The organism is Corynebacterium sp. MSK039 (assembly GCF_030232315.1).
Taxonomy (GTDB): Bacteria; Actinomycetota; Actinomycetes; order Mycobacteriales; family Mycobacteriaceae; genus Corynebacterium.
Genome location: NZ_JASPJL010000062.1, coordinates 1 through 242, shown reverse-complemented (window position 1 = coordinate 242; position 242 = coordinate 1). Strand labels below are relative to the sequence as shown.

Annotated in this window: 1 protein-coding gene; it reads left to right on the top strand. The window is 37.6% G+C overall.

All coding sequences use genetic code 11. From position 1 onward, the window contains the following. A partial coding sequence (locus QP997_RS09840; protein WP_284847015.1) for a radical SAM protein occupies nt 1–242 on the top strand: 242 nt, incomplete at both ends.

Below are 242 nucleotides of genomic sequence, written 5' to 3'. Positions count from 1 at the left end.
GTGATGAACTTCTTGAGAAGATCGGGCGCAAGCATACGAGGGAAGATGCATTCCTCGCGATTCGAGAGGCACAGGAAGTAGGCTTTAAAAATATTAATGTAGATATTATTTATGCTTTGCCAGGACAGACGATAGAAGATGTAAAAGAAACATTAGATATTGCTTTTACGCTTGGTGTACAACATTTCTCGGCATATTCATTAATTGTGGAGCCAAAAACAGTGTTTTATAACTTAATGAAC